This window comes from Micromonospora sp. BL1 (genome assembly GCF_003667485.1).
In the GTDB taxonomy this organism is placed as follows: Bacteria; Actinomycetota; Actinomycetes; order Mycobacteriales; family Micromonosporaceae; genus Micromonospora; species Micromonospora tulbaghiae.
On record NZ_RCVK01000226.1, the window covers coordinates 14,569 to 32,074 of the forward strand.

Annotated in this window: 13 protein-coding genes; 4 read left to right on the forward strand and 9 right to left on the reverse strand. The window is 71.3% G+C overall.

Annotated elements, in window-relative coordinates; translation table 11 throughout:
• Positions 1–2: 2 nt before the first annotated feature.
• The 9 genes from EAD96_RS13585 to EAD96_RS13625 form a co-directional block, all read right to left on the reverse strand.
• Positions 3–887 (reverse strand): ABC transporter permease, encoded by an 885-nt coding sequence (locus EAD96_RS13585; RefSeq protein ID WP_091427917.1) that lies wholly within the window; start codon positions 885–887, stop codon positions 3–5.
• A complete protein-coding gene (locus EAD96_RS13590) occupies positions 887–1,897 on the reverse strand; it encodes an ABC transporter permease (RefSeq protein ID WP_121684512.1) in 1,011 nt (336 codons plus the stop codon). Before EAD96_RS13590 ends, EAD96_RS13585 begins: the two co-directional genes overlap by 1 nt.
• A gap of 15 nt (positions 1,898–1,912) precedes the next feature.
• Positions 1,913–3,568 (reverse strand): ABC transporter substrate-binding protein, encoded by a 1,656-nt coding sequence (locus EAD96_RS13595; protein WP_120570828.1) that lies wholly within the window; start codon positions 3,566–3,568, stop codon positions 1,913–1,915.
• A 278-nt stretch (positions 3,569–3,846) separates the two neighbouring features.
• Complete coding sequence (locus EAD96_RS13600; protein WP_121684513.1) at positions 3,847–4,635, reverse strand: ATP-binding cassette domain-containing protein; 789 nt, start codon at positions 4,633–4,635, stop codon at positions 3,847–3,849.
• The gene (locus tag EAD96_RS13605; protein WP_121684514.1) at positions 4,635–5,897 is read right to left on the reverse strand and encodes an alanine racemase; all 1,263 of its coding nucleotides are present in this window, start codon (positions 5,895–5,897) and stop codon (positions 4,635–4,637) included. The genes EAD96_RS13600 and EAD96_RS13605 overlap by 1 nt, the downstream gene beginning before the upstream one ends.
• Positions 5,898–5,916: 19 nt before the next feature.
• A complete protein-coding gene (locus EAD96_RS13610) occupies positions 5,917–6,897 on the reverse strand; it encodes an ABC transporter permease (RefSeq protein WP_121684515.1) in 981 nt (326 codons plus the stop codon).
• The gene (locus EAD96_RS13615; protein WP_120570832.1) at positions 6,898–7,875 is read right to left on the reverse strand and encodes an ROK family protein; all 978 of its coding nucleotides are present in this window, start codon (positions 7,873–7,875) and stop codon (positions 6,898–6,900) included.
• The gene (locus tag EAD96_RS13620; RefSeq protein WP_121684516.1) at positions 7,875–8,867 is read right to left on the reverse strand and encodes a phosphotriesterase; all 993 of its coding nucleotides are present in this window, start codon (positions 8,865–8,867) and stop codon (positions 7,875–7,877) included. Before EAD96_RS13620 ends, EAD96_RS13615 begins: the two co-directional genes overlap by 1 nt.
• A gap of 111 nt (positions 8,868–8,978) precedes the next feature.
• A complete protein-coding gene (locus EAD96_RS13625) occupies positions 8,979–10,094 on the reverse strand; it encodes a substrate-binding domain-containing protein (protein ID WP_121684517.1) in 1,116 nt (371 codons plus the stop codon).
• 373 nt (positions 10,095–10,467) lie between these two features.
• Between EAD96_RS13625 and EAD96_RS13630 the strand changes: the two genes are divergently transcribed.
• The 4 genes from EAD96_RS13630 (at position 10,468) to EAD96_RS13645 (ending at position 17,506) form a co-directional block, all read left to right on the forward strand.
• The gene (locus EAD96_RS13630) at positions 10,468–11,655 is read left to right on the forward strand and encodes an ROK family transcriptional regulator (protein WP_120570834.1); all 1,188 of its coding nucleotides are present in this window, start codon (positions 10,468–10,470) and stop codon (positions 11,653–11,655) included.
• Between the two features lie 355 nt (positions 11,656–12,010).
• Positions 12,011–13,288 (forward strand): cellulose binding domain-containing protein, encoded by a 1,278-nt coding sequence (locus EAD96_RS13635; protein ID WP_121684518.1) that lies wholly within the window; start codon positions 12,011–12,013, stop codon positions 13,286–13,288.
• A 280-nt stretch (positions 13,289–13,568) separates the two neighbouring features.
• A complete protein-coding gene (locus EAD96_RS13640) occupies positions 13,569–15,998 on the forward strand; it encodes a ricin-type beta-trefoil lectin domain protein (protein ID WP_121684519.1) in 2,430 nt (809 codons plus the stop codon).
• A 125-nt stretch (positions 15,999–16,123) separates the two neighbouring features.
• Entirely contained in the window at positions 16,124–17,506 is a 1,383-nt protein-coding gene (locus tag EAD96_RS13645) for a glycoside hydrolase family 43 protein (RefSeq protein ID WP_121684520.1), read from the forward strand.

Genomic DNA, 17,506 nt, shown 5'->3' on the forward strand with positions numbered 1-17,506 from the left:
GGTCACCGCCGCTTCGCGTTGGCGCGGTCCTGCAGGCCTTCGCCGAGCAGGCTGAACCCCAGGACGCAGACGAACAGGGCCAGGCCGGGCGGGACCGAGGTCCACCACCGGCCGCCGACCACGTCCGCGGCGCCGAGGCTGATCATGGCGCCCCACTCCGCCTCGGGGATGCTCACGCCCAGGCCGAGGAAGGAGAGCCCGGCCAGGGTGAGCATGGCCCAGCCGCAGTTCAGCGGCGCGATGACCCGGACCGGGGTGAGGCTGTTCGGGAGCAGGTGCCGCCAGAGCACGCCGACCGGCGACGCCCCGGAGGTGATCGCGGCGTCCACGAACGGCAGTTCCCGCAGCGACCGCACCTCGGCGCGGACCAGCCGGGCGTACGCCGGCGCGTTCACCGCCGCGATCGTGATGATCAGGTTGATCGTGCCGTTGCCGAGCAGGGCGGCCACGGCCAGCGCCAGGATGAACGTGGGGAACGACTGGAAGATGTCGACCACCCGCATCAGCACGTCGTCGAGCCAGCCGCCGAAGTAGCCGGCGACCAGGCCGAGCAGCGTGCCGACGACCACGGCGAGCGCGACAGCGGCCAGGGCGATGCCCAGGTCGAGCCGGGCGGCGTAGAGCACCCGGCTCCAGATGTCCATGCCGTTGCCGTCGGTGCCGAGCAGGTGGCTGCCGCCCGGGGCGACCAGGGTGTTCGCCGCGTCGATCTCGGTCTCGCCCCACTGGCTCAGCAGCGGCGCGAACACCGCCACCAGCGCGACCACCGACAGGATGCTCGCCCCGGCGATGATCATGCGGCGGGCGAAACGGCTGTCCCGGTCACCGCCGGGCACGACCACCGGCGCGGCGGCGGGACCGTCGGGAACGGTTCGCAGCTCGGCCATCAGAGCCTCACTCTCGGGTCGAGGATCGCGTGGACCACGTCGGCGATGAGGAACACCAGCACGAAGCACAACGCGATGACCAGCACCGACGCCTGCACCACCGGGTAGTCCCGGTAGAGCAGGCCGCGCAGGGCCCACTGGCCGAAGCCCTGCCACGAGTACACGTACTCGACGAGCACGGTGGAGCCGATCGCCGTACCGAAGACCAGCGCGGCGAGCGACGGCAGCCGGACCAGCGTCGCCCGCAGCAGGTAGCCGTAGTGCAGCGTCCGGTCGCGCAGCCCGTGCGCCTTGGCCGCGGCGTACGACTCGGAGTGCAGCACCTCCAGCGCGGAGGCCCGGACGCTGCGCAGCAGCGGGGCGACCACGCCGACCACGAGGGTCAGCACCGGCAGCACGAGGTACGCCGCGGCCGAGGCGATCGCCGGCCCGTTGGCGGTGAGGACGGCGTCGACGAGATCGGCGCCGGTGAGCGGGGTCAGGCCGGTGTCCGGGTCGACCCGGCCGTTGGGCGCCGGGAACCAGCCGAGGATGCTGTAGCCGACGAGCACCAGCACCAGGCCGAGCCAGAACTCCGGTACGGAGTTGCCGACCAGCGCGAAGATCCGGACGCTGTGGTCCCCGGCCCGGTTGGCCCGCTTGGCCGACCAGATGCCCAGCACCGTCGCCACCACGAGCGCGATGGTCACCGAGATGACCACGAGCTCCAGGGTCGGACCCACCCGGAGCGCCATCTCCGAGCCCACGGAGCTGCCGCTCTGGATCGAGGTCCCGAAGTCACCGGTCAGCAGCCCGCCGAGGTAGTCGAGGAACTGCTGCCACAGTGACTGGTCGAGCCCGAAGCGGGCCCGGGCCGCGGCGGCGTCCTCCTCGGTGGCGTTCTGCCCGAGGATGCTGCGGACGGGGTCGCCCGGCAGCACTCGGACCAGGAGGAAGGCCAGGACGACCACTCCGAGCAGAACGGGGATCAGCTGGAGCAGTCGCCTGGCGACGAACCGGAAGATACGCATGGGTGGGTGACGTCCCTAGGCCGAAGCGCTCAGGTAGCGCAGGCGGGCGAGGCCGTCCATCGGCTGCACCCAGCCGGCGACGGATTCCCGGACGGGCAGGTTGAAGTTGGGCTGGCAGATGACCACCCACGGCACGTCGGCGGCGAGGATCTCCTGGACCCGCTTCCACAGCGCGTTCCGGGCGCCCGTGTCGACAGTGGTGTGCGACTTCTCGTAGATCTGCTCGATCTCCGGGTTGGTGTAGTTCGAGTAGTTGAGGTTGGCGCCCTTGACGAAGCTGGTCGCCAGCATGTACTCGACGTCGTCCACCCAGAGCTGCCCGGAGGTGATCTGGAGCGGGATGTTCTTCTTGGTCCGCCGCTCGCCGAGGGTCGCCGGGTCGAGCGGGGTCAGCTTGAGCCGGATGCCGGCCTTGGCCGCCTCGCTCTGCACCTGGACGGCGATCTTCTGCTGCTCCTCGTTGTCGGCCTCGAAGACCAGCTCGGAGTCGAGCGACGCCCGGCCGGCGGCGGCCATGGCGGCCTTCGCCTTTTCCAGGTCGTGGGTGAACGGGTAGCCGCTCTCGTCGTACCCGGGCATGTCCAGCGGGACCGGGCTCTTGGCCGCGCGGGCGTCGCCGCCGTACACGTTGTTGATGATCTGCTCGTAGGGCACCGCGTAGGCGAGCGCCTTGCGCACGTTCACGTCGTTGAACGGCGCCGCGGTGACCGACATCTGGATGGCGACCTGGCGGTTGCTGGCCGCCGAGATGACCTTGATGCCCGGGGCCTTCTTGAGGTCCTGGATGTCGCGCTGGCTGATGCCCAGGGCGATGTCGATGTCACCGGCCTGGAGCTGGAGCCGCTGGTTGGAGGCGGCCGGCACGACCGAGATCCGGATGGTCGGCGTCTTGGCCGGGTCCGGGCCCGGGTAGCCGGTGTTGGCGCTGAGCTCGATCTCCTGGCCCTGGGTGGCCTTGGCGACGTTGAAGTAGCCGCCGGTGGGCGGGTTCTTCGCGAACCAGTCCTTGGCCCAGGGGTCGCTGGCGCTGGCGTGCTTCTTGGCCTCGACGGAGTCGAAGACGTACAGCGAGATCGCCTGGATCTGCCGGGTGAGCGCGCTGGGGAACGCCTGGTGGAACTCCACCGTGTAGTCGTCGACGACCTTGACCTGGTCGGCGCTGGTGAGGCCGATGGTGCGGTAGACGCCGGCGACGTTGGCCTGGGCGGCGAACGCGCGGTCCTTCGACCACTTGACGTCGGCGGCCTTCATCTCGTTGCCGCTGGCGAACTTCACGCCGCGGCGCAGCTTGAGCGTCCACACCTTCTGCTCGGCGTCCGGCTCGAACGACTCGGCGAACGTCGGGGTGATGTTCTGGGTGTCGAGGATCTGGCTTCCGCCGGCGTTGGTGACCCCGTAGTCGATCAGGTACGGGAAGACGTTCTTGTAGAGCATCAGCGCGGTCAGGTCGAAGCCGACGAAGTCCTGGTCCCAGCTCGACAGGTAGCTGGAGACGGCGATGCGCAGCGTCTTGGCGGAGGCGCCGCCGGACTTGCCGTCCGTGGACTTGTTACCGCTGTCCGCGGCGCAGGCGCCGGTGGCGAACAGGAGCGCGACGCTGCCGCCCAACTGCAGGACGCCGCGGCGGGAGAGCGCGGGCGAGGAGGCGCCCGGACGGGGTGAACGAGCCATGAGAAGTCCTCCTAGAAGCACGAGGCAGATGGCCCGAGCAGCGGACCTACCAGGAGTTCTACCGGATTTAGCACCAGTGAACAATAGGGTGAACGGTGTTCAGTGAACACGGCTGCGCAACGAAATGAAAGCGCTCCCGAAGTGCGGGATAGCCGCGCTGCCAGCGTTCACATGGGTTCACACAAACGTTACGTACGGCGGATCGAACGGGGCCGGGAACGCCGATGACCCCGGGAGGGACACCCGGGGTCATCGTCTCGCGCGGTGGTTCGCGCGGGTCAGGGGCGGACGGTCTCCTCGGACGCGCCGGTGATCATCGAGACGATCTCGTTGCGGCTGGTCTCGGTGATGCCGCGGACGCCGACCTGGCGTCCCCGGCGCAGCACCGCCACCCGGTCGGCGATGCGGAACACCTGGTCCAGGTTGTGGCTGACCACGAGCACGGCCGCGCCCCGCTCCCGCAGCTTCAGGATCAGCTGCTCCACCTTGGCGGTCTCGGCCACGCCCAGCGCCGCGGTCGGCTCGTCCATCAGCACCAGGCCGCTGGCCCAGTGGGTGGCGCGGCAGATCGCCACCGCCTGCCGCTGGCCGCCGGACAGGTCCCGGATGGTCGCCTTCGCGCTGGGGATGCGTACGTCCAGCGCGTCCACCAGCTCCTGCGTCTCCCGGGCCATCCGGCGCCGGTCCAGCAGCCGCAGCGGACCGCGGGTGAGCTCCCGGCCCAGGAACATGTTCATGTAGACCGGCTGCGAGTCGGCCAGGACCAGATCCTGGTAGACCACCTCGACGCCCTGCCGGCGGGCGTCGGAGGCGTCCCGGAACGTCACCGGCCGCCCGTGCATCTCCAGCTCGCCCTCGGTGGGCTGATACACCCCCGAGATGATCTTCACGAGGGTGGACTTGCCGGCGCCGTTGTCACCGACCAGCGCGGTGATCTGGCCGGCGGCCAGTTCCAGGTCGAAGCGCTCGATCGCGACGACGCCGCCGAACTGCTTACGGATGCCGCGCAACCGCAGCGGCGGGGCGCCCGCCCTGGTCGCGTCGGTCTTGTCGGTGACCGTGCTCATCATGCCCTCCCTGCGCTGCGAGCGGTGTGGTTGCCGGTGCCGGGGCCGCCGACCGCGTCGATGTCGTCCAGCCCGATCGGCGCCGAGCCGTCGGAGGCGTACACGCCGGCCACGGCCGGGGCGCCCGACCGGACGCCGGTCACGCCCGCCGTCAGCGCCCGCGTGACGAACGCCTGCGGCCGGAAGCCGAACAGGACCGTGTCGCCGGGCGCGACGCCCGGCGCCGCCGTCACGTCGGCCATCGCGTAGTAGTCGATCGCCTCCGGCGCGGGCATCTCCACGTCGACCAGGTACGCGTCGTCGAGACCACCGCCCCGGGGCACGATCAGCGCCCGGGTACCGCCCAGGCCCAGCACCGGGTCGACGTAGAGCCCGCCGCCGAAGACGTACGCCCGCCCGTCCCACAGGTGGGACACCTCGCTGACGTAGAGCACGGCCGGCTCCTCGACCAGGTCGGTGACCGCGTGCCAGGGCGTGGTGCCGGTGAGCCCGTGACCGGGTTCGACCTGTGTCACGCCCGCCTCGGCCAGCGTGGGCAGGATCGCCGCCGACGTCGTACCCGGGGCGTTGATCTCGACGCGCGACCACCCGGCGGCGCGCAACGCCGCGGCGGCGCTCCGCAGGGTGCCGAGGTTGGGGGTCGGCACGACCCGCCCGGCGGCCGGATCGAACAGCTGGGTCGGGAAGCTGGTGACACCGGCGAACCGGGCGCCGTCGAGGGCGTCGAGCCGGTGGGCCACAGCGACGACCTCCTCGGCCGGCCAGCCGCCCTCGTGGCCCCGGTAGAACCGGTCGCCGGGAGCCGCGATCCGGGCGAGCAGCGCCTGCTCCCGCCCGGCCGCCGCGCTCGCGGCGGCCGCCTCGACGGCCTTGGCGTCGTTGAAGACCGTCCAGTACGCGGGCGCGAGCGCGGCGGCGACCGCCGCCTCGTGCCGGGGGATCTGCACCAGGTGACCGAGGTGACCGATACCGAGCCCGCCGTGCCGGTCGGCGAGCGCGCACTGCAGGTCGACGCCGACCGCCTCGGTGATGCCCGCGTCGCGGACCGTCCGGCAGAAGTCGGGGTTGCGCCCGACCTGCTTGGTCATGGCGTAGACGGACAGCCCGAACCGGTCGGCCTCGCCCCGGATGGCGGCGGCGTTCGCAGCGACCGTGTCCAGGTCCAGCGCGTAGCAGTTGGCCGGCAGGTCACCGCTTCCGTGCAGGTTCGCGGCGGCGGCGAGCAGGCCCGGATTGCGGCGTCGCAGCAGGTCCAGAAACATGCGTGTGCTTCCTTCCGGGTCAGCTTCGCCGCTCGCGCAGCGAGAGGGAGACGGCCACCAGGATGATCGCGCCGCGCGCCATCATCTGCTGCGACACGGACAGGCCGGCCAGGATCAGGCCGTTGTTGAGCATGCCCATCAGCAGGCTGCCCAGCACCGCGCCGATGATCGAGCCCTTGCCGCCGAAGAGGCTGGTCCCGCCCACGATCACGGCGGCGATCACGGACATCAGGTCGGCCTCGCCGAGGGTGTACCGGGCGCCCTGGAGGCGGCCGGCGTACAGCAGGCCGGCCATCGCTGCGCACATCGCGCTGCCCATCAGCACCATGATCTTGACGCGGATCACCTTGATGCCGCTGACCCGGGCCGCCGCGACGTTGTCGCCGATGGCGAGCGTGTGCGCGCCGTACCGGGTCTGCCGCAGCACGAGGTAGCCGACCACTGCCGCCGCCACCGACCAGAGCACCAGGCCGGGGATGCCGAGGATCTCGCCCTGGCCGAAGAAGGACAGGAACGCGTCGTTGCTGACCGGCACCGACTGGAGGCCGGTGACCTCGCGGGCCAGACCGGCCACCGCACCCATGGTGGCGAGCGTGACCAGGAAGCTGGGCAGCCGCACGAGCGTCACGAAGACACCGTTGACCAGGCCGACCGCCGCGCCGGCGGCGAGGCCCGCGGCCACGCCGAGCAGCATGCTGTCGGTCTCGCGCAACGTCACCGCGCCGACGAGCGCGGAGAGCGCGACGACCGAGCCGATGGACAGGTCGATCTCACCGGCGGCCAGCACGAATACCAGCCCGACCGCCATGATCGTGATCGGCGCGGTCTGGATGACGATGTTGGTGAGGTTGCTCGTGGTCAGGAAGCCGTTGCTGCCCTGGGTGATGGCGAAGAACAGGAACACGACCGCGAAGCCGATGTAGACCACGTAGTCGCGCCAGTTGATCCGGCGCCAGGCCGGGGCGGCGCTGGTCTTCACCGCCGCATCCGTGTGGGTCATCTATCGTCCCTCCGCTGTCTGGAAAGAGGTGTTCCGGTGGGCCGGTACGTCGTCGCGTACGCCGGCCTCCCGGCGGGCGACCGCGACGGCGCCGAGCAGGCCGGCCCGGTCTCCGAGCCGGCTGGTCTTGATCAACGGGGCGTCCGCGCTGAGCGCGGCGACCCAGCGCCGGACCGGTTCGACGAGTTCGGCCCGGGAGCCGATGCCGCCGCCCAGGACGACCGCCTCCGGGTCCAGGACGGCGGTGACCGCGACGACCGCCAGGGCGATCAGCCGCGCCTCCTCGTCGATGGCCGCCAGGGCGTCCGGGTCACCGGACGCGGCCCGGTCGAAGACGTCGGGCACGCTCGCCTGCTCGCCGGACACCGCCCGGTAGCGGGCCGCGAGGGCGGCGCCGGCGACCGCCTCCTCCAGCGCGCCCTTCACCTGGTTGTCCTTGTCGAACGGGTCGGTGCCCAGCGGCAGGTAGGAGATCTCCCCGGCCGCGCCGCGCGCGCCGCGGACCAGCTCGCCGTCGAGCACGATGCCCATGCCGACGCCGGTGCCGACCGCCACGAACACGAAGTGCCGGTGGGTACGCCCGCTGCCCAGCCACTGCTCGCCGGCGGCGGCCATGTTGACGTCGTTGTCCAGCACGACCGGGTGGCCCAGCCGGCGGGTCAGCTCGGCCCGCACGTCGAGGGCCTCCAGGTCGGAGACGTTGGGCGACAGCTCGATGGCGCCGGTCGCCGGGTCGGGTACGCCGGGCAGGCCGATCGCGCTGGCCCGCACGTCGGACCAGTCGATGCCGGTCCGGGCGGCCAGCTGGCGCAGCAGCGCGTCGATCTGCGCGGCGACCGCCGTACCGCCCCGGGGGTCGGTCGGCTGCACCTGCTCGTCCACGACGAGACCGTCCAGGTCGGCCAGCGCGGCCCGCAGCTTGGTGCCGCCGAGGTCGACGCCGGCGACGTAGCCGGACGGACGCGGATGCGCGGCCATCAGCCGACCGTCAGGAGCCGGGCCGGGTTGGCCACCAGCATCTGGTCGATCGCCTCCGGCGGCACACCGAGCCGGGCCAGACCCGGCACGATCTCCGCGCCCAGGTACGAGTACCCGAGGCGGCCGTGCGTGCCCGGGTTCAGGTACGCCTCGGCGCCGGTCAGGTCCATCGAGAGCAGGATCCGGTCGGCGTACCCGTCCCGGACCAGCCCGGCGAGCATGTCCAGCCGGGCCCGGTCGGGCCGGTGGTACGCGCGCTTGGCGAACTCGCCCTCCGGCGGGTCCGCCGGCAGCGGGGCGAGCACGAAGTCCCAGAACTGCTTGCCGAGCGTGTCGAAGGCGATGTTCACGCCGGTGGCCAGCACCGCCCGCAGGTAGTCCGGGTCGGGGTTGATGTCCAGGTGGCCGATGACGACGCGGGAGAGGTCGGCCTTCTCCTCGCGCAGGATCTCGACCTGCTCCAGCGCCATCGTGCCGTGGGTGGTGTGGGTGTTCACCGCCAGGCCGGTGGCGACGTGGGCGCGGGCGGCGGCGCGCAGGCACTTCTCCTCGTGCGGGGTGATCTCGTTCAGGCCGGTGGCCTGCTCGCCGAAGATGCCCACCTTGATCCCGGTGTCCCCGACGCCGATCGTGGCGTCGGCGACGAAGCGCTCGCGCATCTCGTCGACGCTCGCGGTCAGCGCCCAGCCCGGGGAGTACGGCTCCAGGTAGATCGCCGATCCGGCGACCACGTTCAGGCCGGTACGCAGCGCCACCTCACGCAGCAGCCTCACGTCGTGACCGACCACCTCGTACGGGGACAGGTCCACGACCGTGCCGAAGCCCAGCTCCGGCAGGCCGCTCACCGCGTCGGCGGCGAGGTCGGCGCGGTCGTCCCCGGCGCCGCCGGACAGCCACGGCCCGGGCACCAGCGCGCCGAGGTGCTCGTGGCTCAGCACCCGGCCGAGCGACTCGGGAGGCACCGGCCCGAGGACTGTCTGGACGTACCCCATGTGCTTCTTCCTCTCGTCTCGCGGTGGTCGCGGGCCCGGCGGTGTGGGCCGGGCCGCGTCCGGCGAGGTCCGGGGCCCGTTCGGGGAGGCCCCGGACCTCGCGGCCCGGCGTCAGTTGCCGAGCACCTCGGCCGGGGGCTCCTGGCCGTAGTCGTCGCGCCAGGCGTCGGCGATGTTGTCCTTGGTGGCGGCCATCGGCGATCCGACGACCAGCTCCGGGGCCTTCTTGCCGAGCAGGCCGTACGCGGCGACGACGCCCAGGTTCTCGCCGAGGCGGGTCGAGCCGTTGGCGACGACGCCGGCGACGTTGCCGCCCTTGACCATGTCGGCGGCGAGGTTCGCCTCCAGGTCGTTCGTGACGATCTTGACGTCGGTGCGGCCCTGCTGACGGGTCGCGGCGAGCACGCCCTCGGCGGCGGTGGCCCAGGCGACGTAGACGCCCTTGAGGTCGGCGTGGCGGGTCAGCATCGCGGTGGCGATGTCCTCGGTACGCGCCGGGTCGGAGAACCCGGCCTCCTCGACGATCTCGATGTCCGGGTAGAGGTAGCCCAGCCAGTCCTTGAACGCCTTGTCCCGCTGGTTGGTGAACCAGAAGTCGGCGTCGTGGTAGACGTAGCCGATCTTGCCCTTGCCGCCGAGCGCCTTGCCGAGCATCTCCGCGTTGGCCTTGCCGAACGCGGTCAGGTCGGCGGTGACGATGCCGACGATCTGCTCGCCGGACTTGTAGCCCTTCGGCGGGGTGGTCATCACGACGAGCTTGACGCCGGCGTCCACGGCGGGCTTGAACGCCGCGGCCGCCGCGGTCGGGTCGACCGCGATGGTGACGATCAGGTCGGGCTTGAGCGCCAGGACGGTCTGCACGTTGTTGGCCTGCCGGGCGGCGTCGAACTCGGCGCTGGTGCTGGCCAGCACCTTGATGCCGAGCTGGTCGAACTCCTTGCGGACGCCGGACTCCACGGCCTTGGTCAGCGCGGAGCCCTCGTGCCAGACGAAGGCGGCGGAGTACTCGCCGTCCTTGACCTTCTGCCGCTCCTCGGGAGTGAGCGAGAGCTGGTCGGCGGCGGTCGGCGTCTCGCCGCCGGGGCCGACGAACGACAGGCTGGGCTCGGTACGCGGGCCGCTCGACGCGCCGCCGCTCCCGGAGGTCTCGTTCGAGCAGGCGCCGACCATGAGCGCCAGGGCGCAGAGCGCGCCGAGGGCGGCACCACGTCTACGGCTGAGAATCATTGCTCTTCCCTTCACAGCAACGGGGTCTGGAACCGGTGATTCCGGACTGACACGGGGGTCCGATGCGACCGGCACGGCGCGTGCGGGGGCACCCGCCGCCGTCCCTGGGGGCCAGCGACCTCTATTTCCGTTCAGGGTGAAAGTATTATCGCGGTAATCACACTCCGTCAAGAGTGCTGGTCAGAGATTCCTCCCACTGGCTCCAAGCCGCCAGCATGGCACTTGACCTGGGCTTTCACGCCCGCGCGAGGCTGCGGGAGGACGGGCTTCGATGTCCGCCACGCGCTGGCACCGGACGACACGCCCTGGGTGGTTGCCCGGGAGGCGGCACGGCTTTAACATTCGGGCGGAAAGAAAATCGGCGGAGGTGGGCGTGGAATCTCGAGCACCCCGGGCGGCGAACCGGTCCACGGTGCTGGCCCACGTGCTGACCCACGGTCCGGTGAGCCGCACGGCCATCGGCCACGAGACCGACCTCTCCCCCGCCACCGTGTCGCGCATCGTGGAACAACTGCTCGACGAGGGGCTGCTGACCGAGACCGACGGCGCGCCGACCACCACCCGGGGCCGGCGGGCGACCCGGGTGGCGATCGCCGCCGGACGCGGCGTGGTCTGCGGGGTCGACGTCGGCGGCTCGAACGTCCGGCTGGTCGTCGCCGACCTCGCCGCCAAGCCGCTGACCGGCCGGACCGTGCCCACGCCGGCCGGCTACGACGCCCCCCGGCTGGCCCAGTGGCTGGCCGACCTGATCCTCCGGACCGTCGGCGCCGACCGGGAGCGCCTCGCCTGCGTCGCGGTGGGCCTGCCCGGCGCCGTCCGGCAGGGCGACCGGGCGGTGTCCAACGCCCCGAACCTGCCGCAGGTGGAGGACCCGCTGTTCCTGCGGCTGCTGGAGAAGCACCTGGACACCTCGGTCGAGGTGGACAACGACTCCAACTACGCGCTGCTCGGCGAGCTGCGCTTCGGCGCCGCCCGGGACGCGCAGACCGCGGTGATGCTCACCATCGGGGCGGGGCTCGGCGCCGGCGTCGCCATCGACCGCCGGCTGTTCCGGGGCCGCAGCGGCCTGGTCGGCGAGTTCGGCCACCTGCCCGCCGGTCCGCTCGGCGCACCGCTCGAACGGATCATCAGCGGGTCCGGCATCCTCGCCCGCGCCCGCGAACTCGGCCTGTCGTTCGACAACGCGGCGGACGTGTTCCGCTCGGCCGACCCGCGCCTGGTGCCGGTCCGGCAGTACGTCGAGCAGGCACTGCTGGTCATCCTCACCGCGGCGGTGGTCGCCTACGAGCCGGAGGTGATCGTCCTCGGCGGCGGCGTCTCCCACGCGCTCACACCCGATCTGGTCCGGCTGCGCGGCCGGCTGCACGAGATCGTGCCCGCCGCCGAGGCGACAGTGCACGGCGCCGAACTCGGCGACCTCTCCGGCGCGCTGGGCGCCGTGGTCGCGGCGCTGCACACCGCGTACCGGCGGCTCGGGCTCGCCGAGGCGGACCTCGCCCGCGTACCCCAGCCGGACGCCCTCGCCGGCTGCGACCTGCCGGCCCTGGCCGACCGCGCCTGAGCAGGCGGCGACGCCGGCACCGCGCTCCTGTGAGCGCTCACCCGGCGGCCCACCCGGCATTCCTCCGGGCCCGGCCGGTTGAAGATGTTATCGATAACCTGCTATGTTCCGGCACGGGAGCGAAGGGCACGCTCCCCGTCACCCCCGCAACCGGCAAGGCGACCCGAGGCACCGTCCTCGCCGCCCCGCCGGCCGGTGACCAGTCCGGGCCGCTCCGCCGATGCACGCCGACGCAGGCGGCCAACGGACGACTTCGGCCCCGGCCGCACGCGCGGCTCCGCGCCCTCTTCGCAGGCGACGTCGGCATCGACGGACGGTCCGGCCTGCACCGCCACCCAGGGCAAGGAGTCCAGCAATGGCGAAACGAACATCCCTCCTCTCATCCGTCGCCGCCGCAGCCGTGCTCCTCGCGGCCGCGGCCGGCGGCGCGCTCAGCGCCGGCCTCGGCGAGACGGCGCAGGCGTCGACGAACGGCACGCTCGCGGCGACCGCCGGCTGCGGCAAGGCCCCGACGCTGTCCAGTGGGACGCGCACCATCTCCAGCGGCGGCCAGAACCGCAGCTACATCCTGCGCATCCCGGACGGCTACGACCGCAACCGCCCGTACCGGCTGATCTTCGGGTTCCACTGGTTGAACGGCTCGGCGAACAACGTCGCCTCGGCCGGCTACTACGGCCTGCTGCCGCTGTCCAACAACAGCACGATCTTCGTCGCGCCGCAGGGCATCGACAACGGCTGGGCCAACACCAACGGCCGCGACCTGACGCTGTTCGACGACATCTCCCGGCAGGTCGAGAACGACCTCTGCGTCGACACCAGCCAGCGGTTCGCGCTCGGCTGGAGCTACGGCGGGGCGATGAGCTACGCGGTGGCCTGCGCCCGGCCCACGATCGTCCGTGCGGTCACCGTCATCTCCGGCGCCAACCTCAGCGGCTGCAACGGCGGCACCCAGCCGGTCGCCTACTTCGGCATCCACGGCATCTACGACAGCGTGCTGAACATCTCCATGGGGCGGTCGCTGCGCGACACGTTCGTCCGCAACAACGGCTGCACCGCGCAGAGCCCGCGCGAGCCGAGCCGGGGCAGCCTCACCCACATCACCACCACGTACTCCGGCTGCCGTGAGGGCTACCCGGTGCAGTGGGCCGCGTTCGACGGCGACCACACCCCCAGCCCGGTCGACGGGTCGTCCAGCCCGAACGACTCCCGGACCTGGACGTCGGGGGAGATCTGGCGGTTCTTCAGCCAGTTCGCGTCCACCACGCCGCCGCCCACCACCGCGCCGCCGACCACCGCGCCGCCCACGACCCCGCCGCCCACCGGTGAGCCGGGCGCGTGCACGGCGACCTACCGGACCGTGAACACCTGGCCCGGTGGCTTCCAGGCCGAGGTCACGGTGGCCAACAACGGCGCGACCACGCTCAACGGCTGGACGGTACGCCTGACCCTGGCCTCCGGCCAGGCGATCAGCAGCCTCTGGAACGGCGTCAACACGGGCACCACCGGCTCGGTGTCGGTCCGCAACGCCGACTACAACGGCACTGTCGGCGCGAACGGCTCGACGACGTTCGGGTTCACCGCCACCGGAAACGGGGCCACCGCGCCCAGCGGTGTCAGCTGCACCAGTCCCTGACCGGGCGCCGCACCCGGACAGGGGTGCCGGACCGGGGGTGGCACCGTGCCGCCCTCGGCCCGGCACCGGCCGGGACAACGTGAGGTCCCGTCGGACGCCGGGATGTGCTCTAATTAACCCTGGTCGATGTTTGCGCTAACATTCACGATCCCGCAGACCACCGCCAACGGCACCTCGGGACCGTCACGCAACTCTTGTTAGCGTTTACACCGACGGTTACCCACAACTCGCGACACTCGGCCCCGCCGGCCGGACGGTCGCGCGTACCCGAGGAGCCGTCATGGTGATCCCCCGTCCCCGGTCCGTCCGATCCGGACCATCGCGTCTCGTCATTCCCGCCCTGGCTCTCACCCTGGCCGCCACCGGCGGCGGCCTCACGCTCGCCGCGAGCCCCGCCCAGGCCGCCACCACGATCACCGTCAACGGCGCCTCCGGCGGCCAGACGTTCGACGGGGTCGGCGCGGTCAGCGGCGGCGGCGGCAACAGCCGGCTGCTGATCGACTATCCGGAGCCGCAGCGCGGGCAGATCCTGGACTACCTGTTCAAGCCCGGTTACGGCGCCGCACTGCAGATCCTCAAGGTCGAGATGGGCGGCGACACCAACTCCACCAGCGGCTCGGAGCCGAGCCACGAGCACGTCCGGGGCGATCTCAACTGCAACCGCGGCTACCAGTGGTGGATCATGGAGCAGGCCAAGGCCCGCAACCCCGCCATCAAGCTGGCGGCACTGCCCTGGGGCGCTCCCGGGTGGATCGGCAACGGCAACTTCATGTCCCAGGACATGATCAACTACTTCGTGGACTGGCTGGGCTGCGCACGGCAGCACAACCTCACCATGGACTACATCACCGCCGCCCAGAACGAGAAGCGGACCGACGCGAACTGGACCATCAGCCTGCGTCAGGCGCTGAACGCCAACGGCTACAGCGGCGTGAAGATCATCTACGGGGACGACTACCCCGGTAGCTGGGGCCCGGCCAACGCCGTGGCCAGCAACGCCACGTTGCGCAACAGCATCGACGTGCTCAGCGGCCACTACCCGTGCGGCTACCTCAGCGCGCAGACCACCTGCACCGTCTCGTCGACAGCCACCTCCACCGGCAAGACGCTGTGGAACAGCGAGGGCGGCTCGCAGGACTACAACGACGGCGCCAAGCCGCTCGCGCGCGGCATCAACCGCGGCTACATCGACGGCCGGATGGTCGCCTACCTCAACTGGGACCTGATCGCCGCCATCACCCCGAACCTGCCCTGGTCCACGGTCGGGCTGATCCTGGCCAACCAGCCCTGGTCCGGCTGGTACTCGGTCGGCAAGAACACCTGGGCGCTCGCGCACACCACGCAGTTCACCGCACCCGGCTGGCGCTACCTGGACTCCTCCTCGGGCTACCTGGGCGGCAACCGCAACAACGGCAGCTACGTGTCGCTGCGCTCACCCACCACCGGCGACTACAGCACTGTCGTCGAGACCATGGACGCCACAGCGGCCCAGCAGATCACCATGAACGTCACCGGCGGGCTGTCCACGGGCCAGGTGCACGTCTGGTCCACGAACCTGAACTCGACCAATCCGAACGACTTCTTCGTCCGCGGCGCGGACATCACCCCGTCGGGCGGTTCGTTCTCGCTCACCGTCCAGCCCGGCCACCTCTACACCGTCACCACCACCACCGGGCAGGGCAAGGGCACCGCGACCAGCCCGGCGCAGGGCTCGCTGAGCCTGCCGTACCGCGACGACTTCGACAGCTACGCCAGCGGGCGGCTCCCGAAGTACCTCCAGGACATGCAGGGCGCGTTCGAGATCGTCGGCTGCGGCGGCGGCCGGTCCGGCATGTGCCTGCGCCAGATGTCCGCGCAGGCGCCCATCACCTGGAAGACCCTCGCCGACCCGGCCACCTACGGCGGCAACCTGAGCTGGGGCAACTACACGGTCTCCGCCGACGTCCTGCTCGAACAGTCCGGCTACGCCCAGATCCAGGGCCGCGTCGGCAGCACCAACCTGGACCCCATCGGCCGCTACAACGCCTACTTCCTCCGGGTCACCGACTCCGGCGCGTGGTCCATCCTGCGCAACAACACCGTCGGACAGCTCACCACGCTGCGCAGCGGGAACGTCGCGGCGCTCGGCACCAACCGCTGGCACAGCCTCGCGCTCGGCTTCTCCGGCACCACCATCACCGCCACCATCGACGGCACGACGGTCGGCACGGCCACCGACTCCACGTTCGGCACCGGCCAGGTCGGCTTCGGCACCAGCCAGGGTGAGACCGCCCAGTTCGACAACCTGTCGGTGGTCGCCGGCCCGGGCGGCAACCCCGGGGGTACGAGCGGCGCGTGGCTCAACCCCAACTCCAGCCGGTGCCTCGACGTGCCGAACCAGTCCCAGACCAACGGCACGCAGGTGACGTTGTGGGAGTGCAACGGCGGGACCAACCAGCAGTGGACGGCGACGTCGAGCCGGCAACTCCAGGTGTACGGCAGCAAGTGCCTCGACGCCGAGGGCCAGGGCACCTCGTCCGGCACCCGGGTCATCATCTGGGACTGCAACGGCGGCGCCAACCAGCAGTGGAACGTCAACACCGACGGCACGATCACCGGCGTCCAGTCCGGACTGTGCCTGAGCCCGAACGGCGGCGGGACCGGCAACGGCACCTCCGTCGTCCTGTCCGCCTGCACCGGCGCGAACAGCCAGAAGTGGAGCCGGGCGTGACGGCCCGACCTTCGCCGACCACACCCCTCCGCCACGGCGCGGCCTACCCCGGGAGATGACCTGTGACGTCAACGCTATGGAGAACCGACCGCCGGACCAGACGATGGCTCGCTCTGGCGGTGACCATGCTCGCCCTGCTGGGGCTGGCTCCGGCCATCGCCGGAGGGCTGAACCCGACCGCCGCCCAGGCGGACAACCCGATCGTGCAGACCATCTACACGGCCGACCCGGCCCCGCTCGTGTACAACAACCGGGTCTACCTGTACACCGGCCACGACGAGGACAACTCGACCTGGTTCACCATGAAGGAGTGGCGGGTCTTCTCGTCCGACGACATGGTCAACTGGACCGACCACGGATCGCCGCTCAGCCTCGCCACGTTCAGCTGGGCCAAGCAGGACGCGTGGGCCGGCCAGGCGGTCCACCGCAACGGCAAGTTCTACTGGTACGTGCCGATGGTCGTGCGGGCCACCGGCCAGATGGGCATCGGGGTGGCGGTGGCGGACAGCCCCACCGGTCCGTTCCGCGACGCCATCGGGCGTCCGCTGGTGAGCAACGGCGAGATCGACCCCACCGTGTTCATCGACGACGACGGCCAGGCGTACCTGTACTGGGGCAACCCGCGCCTGTGGTACGTGAAGCTGAACGCGGACATGATCTCGTACTCGGGCAGTCCCACCCAGATCCCGCTGACCACTGCGGGCTTCGGGGCGCGGACCGGGGACGCGAACCGGCCCACCCTCTACGAGGAGGGCCCGTGGGTGTACAAGCGCAACGGCCTCTACTACATGGCGTTCGCGGCCAGGTGCTGCTCCGAGTTCGTCGCCTACTCGACCGCGCCCGGGCCGCTGGGCCCCTGGACGTACCGCGGGACGATCATGCCGACCCAGGGCAGCAGCTTCACCAACCACCCGGGGATCATCGACTTCAAGGGCAACTCGTACTTCTTCTACCACAACGGCGCGCTGCCCGGCGGCGGCGGTTTCACCAGGTCGGTGGCGGTGGAGAAGTTCTCCTACGGCGCGGACGGCTCGATCCCCACGATCAACATGACCACCACCGGCGCCCCGCAGGTCGGCACCCTGGACCCGTACGCCCGGCAGGAGGCCGAGACGATGGCCTGGGGGCAGGGGGTCGAGACCGAGGCGTCCTCCCTGGGCGGGAGGAACGTCGGTTACATCGACAACGGCGACTACATCAAGGTCAAGGGCGTGGCCTTCGGCGCCGGCGCGACCAAGTTCACCGCCATGGTGGCCTCGGCCGGTAGCGGGGGGTCCATCGAGCTGCGCCTGGACAGCGTGACCGGCCCACTGGTGGGCACCTGCCAGGTGACCCCCACCGGCGGCTGGCAGACCTGGACCAACCCGAGCTGCCCGGTCAGCGGTGCCACCGGCACCCACGACCTCTACCTGCGGTTCACCGGCGGCAGCGGCTCGCTGTTCAACATCGACCACTGGTGGTTCACCTCCAGCCTCAGCGGCACCCCGCCGCCGGTGAACCGCAGGTAG

What these genes read in the sequence shown, in the direction of transcription:
- EAD96_RS13585 (WP_091427917.1), bottom strand. Translation starts at nt 887, where the DNA reads ATGGCCGAGCTGCGAACCGTTCCCGACGGTCCCGCCGCCGCGCCGGTG.
- EAD96_RS13635 (WP_121684518.1), top strand. Translation starts at nt 12,011, where the DNA reads ATGGCGAAACGAACATCCCTCCTCTCATCCGTCGCCGCCGCAGCCGTG.
- EAD96_RS13600 (WP_121684513.1), bottom strand. Translation starts at nt 4,635, where the DNA reads ATGAGCACGGTCACCGACAAGACCGACGCGACCAGGGCGGGCGCCCCG.
- EAD96_RS13640 (WP_121684519.1), top strand. Translation starts at nt 13,569, where the DNA reads ATGGTGATCCCCCGTCCCCGGTCCGTCCGATCCGGACCATCGCGTCTC.
- EAD96_RS13625 (WP_121684517.1), bottom strand. Translation starts at nt 10,094, where the DNA reads ATGATTCTCAGCCGTAGACGTGGTGCCGCCCTCGGCGCGCTCTGCGCC.
- EAD96_RS13645 (WP_121684520.1), top strand. Translation starts at nt 16,124, where the DNA reads ATGCTCGCCCTGCTGGGGCTGGCTCCGGCCATCGCCGGAGGGCTGAAC.
- EAD96_RS13615 (WP_120570832.1), bottom strand. Translation starts at nt 7,875, where the DNA reads ATGGCCGCGCATCCGCGTCCGTCCGGCTACGTCGCCGGCGTCGACCTC.
- EAD96_RS13620 (WP_121684516.1), bottom strand. Translation starts at nt 8,867, where the DNA reads ATGGGGTACGTCCAGACAGTCCTCGGGCCGGTGCCTCCCGAGTCGCTC.
- EAD96_RS13595 (WP_120570828.1), bottom strand. Translation starts at nt 3,568, where the DNA reads ATGGCTCGTTCACCCCGTCCGGGCGCCTCCTCGCCCGCGCTCTCCCGC.
- EAD96_RS13610 (WP_121684515.1), bottom strand. Translation starts at nt 6,897, where the DNA reads ATGACCCACACGGATGCGGCGGTGAAGACCAGCGCCGCCCCGGCCTGG.
- EAD96_RS13590 (WP_121684512.1), bottom strand. Translation starts at nt 1,897, where the DNA reads ATGCGTATCTTCCGGTTCGTCGCCAGGCGACTGCTCCAGCTGATCCCC.
- EAD96_RS13605 (WP_121684514.1), bottom strand. Translation starts at nt 5,897, where the DNA reads ATGTTTCTGGACCTGCTGCGACGCCGCAATCCGGGCCTGCTCGCCGCC.